At 59.8% G+C, this 6,889-nt stretch carries 9 protein-coding genes; 7 read left to right on the top strand and 2 right to left on the bottom strand.

The annotated features are described in order from the left end of the window. Positions 1-555: 555 nt before the first annotated feature. Complete coding sequence (locus A7P95_RS11585) at positions 556-762, bottom strand: hypothetical protein (protein ID WP_179945899.1); 207 nt, start codon at positions 760-762, stop codon at positions 556-558. 13 nt (positions 763-775) lie between these two features. Between A7P95_RS11585 and A7P95_RS12345 the strand changes: the two genes are divergently transcribed. The 7 genes from A7P95_RS12345 to A7P95_RS05055 all read left to right on the top strand — a co-directional run bounded on the left by A7P95_RS12345 (position 776) and on the right by A7P95_RS05055 (position 5,883). Further along, positions 776-877, top strand: a complete 102-nt coding sequence (locus tag A7P95_RS12345; protein WP_281179405.1) for a pirin-like C-terminal cupin domain-containing protein — start codon at positions 776-778, stop codon at positions 875-877. 318 nt (positions 878-1,195) lie between these two features. Further along, positions 1,196-2,110 (top strand): EamA family transporter RarD, encoded by a 915-nt coding sequence (gene rarD, locus A7P95_RS05080; RefSeq protein ID WP_067592174.1) that lies wholly within the window; start codon positions 1,196-1,198, stop codon positions 2,108-2,110. 77 nt (positions 2,111-2,187) lie between these two features. Continuing rightward, complete coding sequence (locus tag A7P95_RS05075) at positions 2,188-2,688, top strand: acyl-CoA thioesterase (protein ID WP_067592171.1); 501 nt, start codon at positions 2,188-2,190, stop codon at positions 2,686-2,688. A gap of 212 nt (positions 2,689-2,900) precedes the next feature. Further along, on the top strand, positions 2,901-3,284 hold the full coding sequence (panD, locus tag A7P95_RS05070; RefSeq protein ID WP_067592168.1) for an aspartate 1-decarboxylase: 384 nt from the start codon (positions 2,901-2,903) through the stop codon (positions 3,282-3,284). Positions 3,285-3,416: 132 nt separating this feature from the next. Beyond that, positions 3,417-4,172 (top strand): 5'/3'-nucleotidase SurE, encoded by a 756-nt coding sequence (surE, locus tag A7P95_RS05065; RefSeq protein ID WP_067592165.1) that lies wholly within the window; start codon positions 3,417-3,419, stop codon positions 4,170-4,172. Next, positions 4,169-4,834: a protein-L-isoaspartate(D-aspartate) O-methyltransferase gene (locus A7P95_RS05060; protein ID WP_067592162.1), complete on the top strand. Its 666-nt coding sequence runs from the start codon at positions 4,169-4,171 to the stop codon at positions 4,832-4,834. Before surE ends, A7P95_RS05060 begins: the two co-directional genes overlap by 4 nt. A gap of 86 nt (positions 4,835-4,920) precedes the next feature. Then, positions 4,921-5,883: a peptidoglycan DD-metalloendopeptidase family protein gene (locus tag A7P95_RS05055; RefSeq protein WP_067592184.1), complete on the top strand. Its 963-nt coding sequence runs from the start codon at positions 4,921-4,923 to the stop codon at positions 5,881-5,883. 60 nt (positions 5,884-5,943) lie between these two features. Here the strand turns inward: A7P95_RS05055 and lpxC are convergent, their stop codons facing one another. After that, a complete protein-coding gene (gene lpxC / locus A7P95_RS05050; RefSeq protein WP_067592160.1) occupies positions 5,944-6,861 on the bottom strand; it encodes a UDP-3-O-acyl-N-acetylglucosamine deacetylase in 918 nt (305 codons plus the stop codon). Positions 6,862-6,889 lie beyond the last annotated feature (28 nt).

The raw sequence follows: 6,889 nt of genomic DNA, 5'->3' as shown, positions 1-6,889 counted from the left end.
TTGGGTGCGCTTTGCCGTTTCCGGGTGTCTGCCTGTTCGGAAATCTCCCGATGCGGTTTTCAGGTGGCCTGCAATTTTGCCGCCGTGTGCCGCCCGTGTGTTTCTGCCTATATTTTGTGCAAGAGGGAGAAAGAAAAATGGGGCTATATATGGCTTATATATAAAGGGGGTTAAAAATTAACTCTATTGCATATTTTTTAAGCAGGGGGTGGGTTAAAAATTAACGCTGTCATAAATCAATAGCGTTATTTTTTAACTCTCACAAATTAATTTTGTTTGAATGAATTTGCTACCGTATAACACACAAACGCCTCTGCTTTTCGGGGGTAACAATCGGGGGATTTTGCCGCTGCACAGATGGCTGAAAACTTGTCAAAACTTATCATTGCAGCACAGACAAAACCTAATAAAACCTAACATCGAAGCTCGGGAATAAATCCGAACTACCTAGGAATGCAAAAACACCAGCACGGCGGCTGGTGTCGGGTTTTCAGGTAGCCTCTCTGTCGGTTTATCTCCTGATATTCAGTTTGACGGCTACTCTCTTATTCTCCCTCAATTCGGTTTCAGCGGCGGGATGGGGCTTAGCTCGTAGTGCCTACGCTTCCAGTCGTCGGGGGCGCGGCTGGTGGGCGGCAGGTCGTGGCCGCAGTCGTCGATGCGGAAGCAGGTTAGGGCGTACAGGCTGCATTGGTTCTTGCCGCCCTGCCTGCTTACTGTCAAAAACTCTGCGTCTTCCAGCTCCTTCAATGCGCGGCGCATGGTTAGCTGCGTCATGTTCAACAATACCGCTGCCGATTTCGTGATGAACACCGCCGAGGAAATCCGCCAGGCCGTGCGCGATTTCAACGAGGGCAAGTTCGGCCGGATTGATTAAAGGCAAGCCGTGCCAAACCAACGGAAGCTGTCTGCGGGCGGCTTCCGTTTTTTGTGTGGCGCCGTTGGAGGCTACCTGAAAACATAGATTTCAATACGGCTGGAATGCGTTGGCTTGCGGTTTTCAGGTAGCCGTATCTTTCGGCTGAATTGCTGGTTTTAATAAGGTTTATTTTTCAGGTAGCCTTTGCGGGCGTGGCCAAAGTGGGTGGAGGCTACCTGAAAACGAAAAATCTGCCCTGCCGTGCTTTCCGCCAAGCCAAACGGAAACCGAACACGCTATAATCTGCCGTTTCCCTTTCTGCTTCCCGGAGTTTCCATGCCCTCTTCTTCCCTCGGCAAAGGCGTGCTGCTGTGCCTGCTGTCGCAATTGCTGTTTAGCGTGCTGTATTTGTTCAGCCATTGGATGCAGCCCATCAGCGGCACGGATGTGTTTGCGCTGCGCATGGTGGTGATGGCGGCGGGGCTGTGGCTGATTACGCTACGCCTCATCGGCCTGCCGGCGATGCTGCGCTTTGTGCGCACCCATCTGAACAGCCGCCGCCGCTGGCTGCTGTTTCTGCTGGGCACGCTGGATGTGGCCAGCCAGTTTTGGCTGTTTATGTGGGCGCCGGTGAACAACGAGGGCGTGAACGTGGCAATGGGCTATTTTCTGTTTCCGGTGGTGATGGTGCTGGCCGGGCGGTTTTGGCTGAAGGAGCGGCTCAACGGCCTGCAAACGGCAGCGCTGCTCCTGGCCGGGCTGGGCGTGGCGCACGAATTGTGGGCGCGGCAGACTTTTTCGTGGACAACATTATGGGTGTGCCTGGTGTATCCGCTGTATTACCTCTACCGCCGCGAGATGAAAATCCCCGCGCTGCAAGGGCTCACGCTGGATCTCACGCTGATCCTGCCCTTTGCGCTGGCTTATTTGCTGTGGCATTCGGATATGCTGGCATGGGTGTTGGGCGAGCCGCGCTATTGGCTGCTGTTGCCGCTGTTGGGCTTGGCCAGCGCGGTGTCGATGTCGCTGAATCTGAAATCGGGGCAGATGCTGCCGGTGAACCTGTTCGGCATGCTCAGCTATGTGGAACCGGCGCTGCTGTTTGTGGCCGCAGTGCTGGTGTTGAAAACGCCGGTGGCAGAATCGGCCTACCTCACCTACGGCCTGATTTGGGCAGGCTTGCTGCTGCTGTTAGTCAACGGCTGGCTGCGCCTGAAAACGCCCGTGCCGGCAAACCTGCCTGCCAAATAGAGAAATTTAATAAAACTGCCATCCCTTATTGCTTAGAATAATCCGCAACTCCCATCACAAATCACGAGGAACCCATCATGGAACACACCCGCCAGCTTCCCGCCCACGAGCTCATTATGTCGGAGCTGATGATGCCCAACAGCGCCAATTTCAGCGGCAACGTGCACGGCGGCGAGCTCCTCCGCCTGCTCGACCAAGTGGCCTACTCCTGCGCCAGCCGCTACAGCGGGCATTATTGCGTTACCCTTTCGGTGGACAAGGTTTTATTTAAAGAGCCCATCCACGTGGGCGAGCTGGTGACGTTTTACGCCTGCATCAACTACACCGGCCGCACCTCGATGGAAGTGGGCATCCGCGTGGAAGCGCAAAACATCCGCACCGGCCAAGTGCGCCACACCAACAGCTGCTATTTCACCATGGTGGCCATGGAAAACGGCCGGCCCGTGCCCGTGCCGCCGCTGCAAATCAGCACCGAACGCCAACGCTGCCGCCACGAAAAAGCCCTCCGGCGCAAACAGCTCAGCCTGCAGGCAGCGGGCGGCAATTCTTGCGGCTGCACGGATGGTGCGGCGCAATAAGCGGCACGTTTGCCAAGTAATTGCCTACGCCCAGCGCTTGAGGCTACCTGAAAAACAAGTTTCCGCGAAGCTAAACGGAGTTTCCGAAGGAAGCTGAGTTTCCGCGAAGCCAAAACAAAACCGCAATCCCGAATGTGCCGCAGCGCCATCCAAGCTTTGCGAACAGCATGCCGGTTTGCGGTAGAATACCGGTTTTTTGCTAGGACGATTCCATGTTCCGAACTTTGCTGGGCGGCAAAATCCACCGCGCCACCGTTACCCGCGCCGATTTAAACTACGTGGGCAGCATCACCGTGGATTTAAACCTGCTCGATGCGGCAGGCATCTGCGTAAACGAAAAAGTGCAAATTGTGAACAACAACAACGGCGAGCGGCTGGAAACCTATGCCATCGCCGGCGAGCGCGGCAGCGGCGAAGTGTGCCTCAACGGCGCGGCGGCGCGGCTGGTGCAGCCGGGCGACGTGGTGATCATCATGTCTTACGTGTTGCTCTCCGAGCCGGAAATTGCCGCACACCGGCCCAAAGTGGTGCTGGTGGACGGGCAAAACACAATCCGCGAAGTGATCGACTACGAGCCCGCCAACACCGTGTTGTAAACGCCAGAGGCTACCTGAAAACATCTTGCCCAAGCCATCAATAATTTTCAGGTAGCCTTCCTGCCTGTTTCAGGCTACCTGAAAATCTAATCCCACCATTTTTCAGGTAGCCCCAACCCCTAACTAGCCACCATGAACATCCTCATCAGCAACGACGACGGTTATCAAGCCGAAGGCCTCGCCATCCTCGCCCGCGTGGCTGCCGAATTTGCCAACGTGCGCGTGGTCGCTCCCGAGCGCAACCGCAGCGGCGCCAGCAATTCGCTCACCCTCGACCGCCCCCTGCGCATCCAGGAAGCCGCCAACGGCTTCTATTTCGTAGACGGCACGCCCACCGACTGCATCCACCTCGCCCTGCACAGCCTGCCCGATTTCCAGCCCGACTGGGTGTTTTCCGGCATCAACCACGGCGCCAATATGGGCGACGACACCCTCTATTCCGGCACCGTGGCCGCCGCCACCGAAGCCTATCTGCTCGGCATCCCCGCCATCGCCTTCTCACTCAACGACAAAAGCGGACGCTATTGGGATACCGCCGAACAGGCCGTGTGGCGGCTGCTCACCCATCTTTTTGCCGCGCCCAAGCCTGCCGCGCCCGTGTTGTGGAACGTGAACATCCCCGCCGTGCCACCGGATAAAATCCAAGGCATGGCCGTCGCCCGCCTCGGCCGCCGCCACCACCACCAAAGCGTGGAAGCCGCCCGCAGCCCGCGCGGCGAAACCGTGTATTGGATCGGCGCCGCCGGTGAAGTGTCCAGCCGCGAGCAAGATATTGATTTCGCCCAAAGCGAAGCCGGCCTCATCACCATCACCCCGCTCTCCGTGGACCTCACCGACCATGCCGGCTTGGGCAGCGTGTCCCGTTTCTGGCAGGGCATCGCGCTATGAACGTGGCACACGGAAGCGGCAGTTTCAACTGGCGGCGGCACAATATGGTGCAGCGCCTGGGCAGGATGGGCATCACCCGCCGGGAGGTGCTCGCCGCCATGGACAGCGTGCCGCGCCACGTGTTTGTGGAAGAAGCCCTGCGTTCGCGCGCCTATGACGATATGTCGCTGCCGCTCGGGCTGGGGCAAACCATCTCCCAGCCCTACACCGTGGCGGTGATGACCCAGCTCATGCTCGGCAACGGGGCGGTGGAAAACTTCGGCCCGGTGCTGGAAATCGGCACCGGCTGCGGCTACCAAACCGCCGTGCTGCAAGCCGTGGGGCTGAAGCAGATTTATTCGGTGGAACGCCTGCGCGCCCTGCACGAGCAGGCCAAGCACAACCTGCGCGCCGCCCGCCTGCCCGGCGGCGCCCGGCTGGTGTGCGGCGACGGCTATTTGGGGCTACCTGAAGTCGCCCCGTTCAACGGCATTTTGGTTACCGCCGCGCCGGCCGAAGTGCCGCTGCCGCTGTTGCAGCAGCTCGCCGTGGGCGGGCGATTGGTGATCCCACTCGACGAAGGCGGGCAACAATATCTGTGGCTGATCGAGAAAACCGCCCACGGCTTTCAGGAAACCTGCGTGCACGAAGCCCGCTTTGTACCGTTAATTAACGGAACTTAACCGCGATATACGCCGCCCAACCTTGCGTGAAACCGCACGGATTGCTTATGATTGCGCTGTTTTCGTGCACAGAAAGCCGCATTTCCATGAATCAATTATTTACCTTCCGCTCCCTCCCCCTCGCGCTCACCGTTTTGCTCGGCGCCTGCACCCTCACCCAGCCGCCCGCCCCCGTGGTGTCCGGCAACGGCGCCGGCTACGGCAACAACTACGGCGGCAACACTGCCGCTGCCGACAACAACCCCTACGGCGCCCAGCCCTATAGCCCGCCTGCCGCCAACCAAAGCGCCGCGACCACGCCCTACACCCCGCCGGCAGCCGCCCCCGCTCCCTATACTCCGCCCGCACCAAGCGCCGCCCCCGCCGGCAGCTATACCCCGTCTTACGCGCCGGTGGACGTGAATGCCGCCCAGCATACTGTGGTGCGCGGCGACACCGTGTATAACATCGCCCTGCGCTACCGCATCAGCCAGGACAACCTGCGCGCCTGGAATAATCTGGTCGACAACAACATCAGCGTCGGCCAGGTGCTGCGTGTGAAGCCCGCCGGCTACACCGCGCCCGCCGCTGCCGCGCCCACCCAGCAGCCCACCACCCCGCCGCGCACCACTCCCACCCCGCCGCCTGCCAACACCGCGAGCACGCCTGCCGCCACGCCTTCCGTATCCGGCGCCACCCGCAGCGCCGCTGGCATCACCTGGCAGCGCCCCACCGCCGGCAGCATCCTCACCCGCTTCGGCGGCAGTGAAAAAGGCATCAACATCGGCGGCAATGCCGGCCAGCCCGTGGTGGCCGCCGCCGACGGCAAAGTGGTGTACAGCGGTTCCGGCCTGCGCGGCTATGGCAACCTCATCATCGTGCAGCACAACCAAACCTACCTCACCGCCTACGGCCACAACCAGCGCCTCTTGGTGCGCGAAGGCCAAACCGTGCGCCGCGGCCAGAGCATCGCCACCATGGGCAACAGCGACAGCTCCCGCGTGCAGCTGCATTTCGAGCTGCGCAAAAACGGCCAGCCGGTTGATCCGCTGCAATATATTCCGAACTAGTCTTTCGGGCAGGAATAAAGGCTACCTGAAATTTTCAGGTAGCCTTTCTTTTGCTTTTCGCTATGCCGCTTCGGGCAGGGCGTGGAAGGCGCCGGGCAGGTTTTGATCGTGGGGGAAGGTGGCCCATTCGTAGCTGGCGGGGTCGGCGAGGATGGCGCGCAAGAGGGCGTTGTTGATGGCGTGGCCGGATTTGTAGCCTTCGAAGGCGCCGATGATGGGCGCGCCGATCACGTATAAATCGCCCACGGCATCGAGGATTTTGTGGCGCACGAATTCGTCGGGGTAGCGCAGGCCTTCGGGGTTGAGCACGTCGTTGTCGTCGATCACCACGGCGTTGCTTAAGTTGCCGCCCAAGCCTAAGCCGTGGGCGCGCATCATTTCCACTTCCTGCATGAAGCCGAAGGTGCGGGCGCGGGCGATTTCTTCTACGTAGGAGGTGCCGGCGAAGTCGATTTCGAAGGTGGGGTTGCTGCGGTTGAACACGGGGTGGTCGAAGTTGATGGTGAGGCTGATTTTGAAGCCTTCGTAGGGGGTGAAGCGCACCCATTTGCCGGGCTCTTGCACTTCGATGGGCTTCAAAATGCGCAAAAAGCGTTTCTCGGCCTGTTGGTCGACAATGCCGGCGTCTTGCAGCAGATAGAGGAAGGGCAGGCTGGAACCGTCCATAATCGGGATTTCGGGCGCATTTAATTCAATCAACACGTTGTCGATGCCGTAGGCGGCAAGGGCAGACATCAAATGCTCGATGGTGCCCACGCGCACGCCGTCTTCGGTAACGATGGTGGAGGAGAGGCGGGTGTCGTTGATGAGGCCGGGCACGAGCGGGATGGGGCGGCTTTGTTCGCCGGCCAAATCGGTGCGGCGGAACACGATGCCGCTGTTTTCTGCGGCCGGATGCAGGGTGAGCAATACCCGCTCGCCGGAATGCAGGCCGACGCCGGTGGCGCTCACGGATTGGGCTAAGGTGCGTTGTTTCATGGCAAACTCCAGGCGGATTTGCCCGTAT

This window comes from Eikenella longinqua, assembly GCF_001648355.1.
GTDB lineage: Bacteria > Pseudomonadota > Gammaproteobacteria > Burkholderiales > Neisseriaceae > Eikenella > Eikenella longinqua.
The sequence above is the reverse complement of the archived record's forward strand: the minus strand, read 5'-3'. Positions and strand labels throughout refer to the sequence as shown.

Excerpts from the sequence above, each read along its gene's own strand:
- surE (WP_067592165.1), top strand. The coding sequence starts at position 3,417 with ATGAACATCCTCATCAGCAACGACGACGGTTATCAAGCCGAAGGCCTC.
- A7P95_RS11585 (WP_179945899.1), bottom strand. The coding sequence starts at position 762 with ATGCGCCGCGCATTGAAGGAGCTGGAAGACGCAGAGTTTTTGACAGTA.
- A7P95_RS12345 (WP_281179405.1), top strand. The coding sequence starts at position 776 with ATGTTCAACAATACCGCTGCCGATTTCGTGATGAACACCGCCGAGGAA.
- A7P95_RS05060 (WP_067592162.1), top strand. The coding sequence starts at position 4,169 with ATGAACGTGGCACACGGAAGCGGCAGTTTCAACTGGCGGCGGCACAAT.
- A7P95_RS05075 (WP_067592171.1), top strand. The coding sequence starts at position 2,188 with ATGGAACACACCCGCCAGCTTCCCGCCCACGAGCTCATTATGTCGGAG.
- A7P95_RS05055 (WP_067592184.1), top strand. The coding sequence starts at position 4,921 with ATGAATCAATTATTTACCTTCCGCTCCCTCCCCCTCGCGCTCACCGTT.
- panD (WP_067592168.1), top strand. The coding sequence starts at position 2,901 with ATGTTCCGAACTTTGCTGGGCGGCAAAATCCACCGCGCCACCGTTACC.
- lpxC (WP_067592160.1), bottom strand. The coding sequence starts at position 6,861 with ATGAAACAACGCACCTTAGCCCAATCCGTGAGCGCCACCGGCGTCGGC.
- rarD (WP_067592174.1), top strand. The coding sequence starts at position 1,196 with ATGCCCTCTTCTTCCCTCGGCAAAGGCGTGCTGCTGTGCCTGCTGTCG.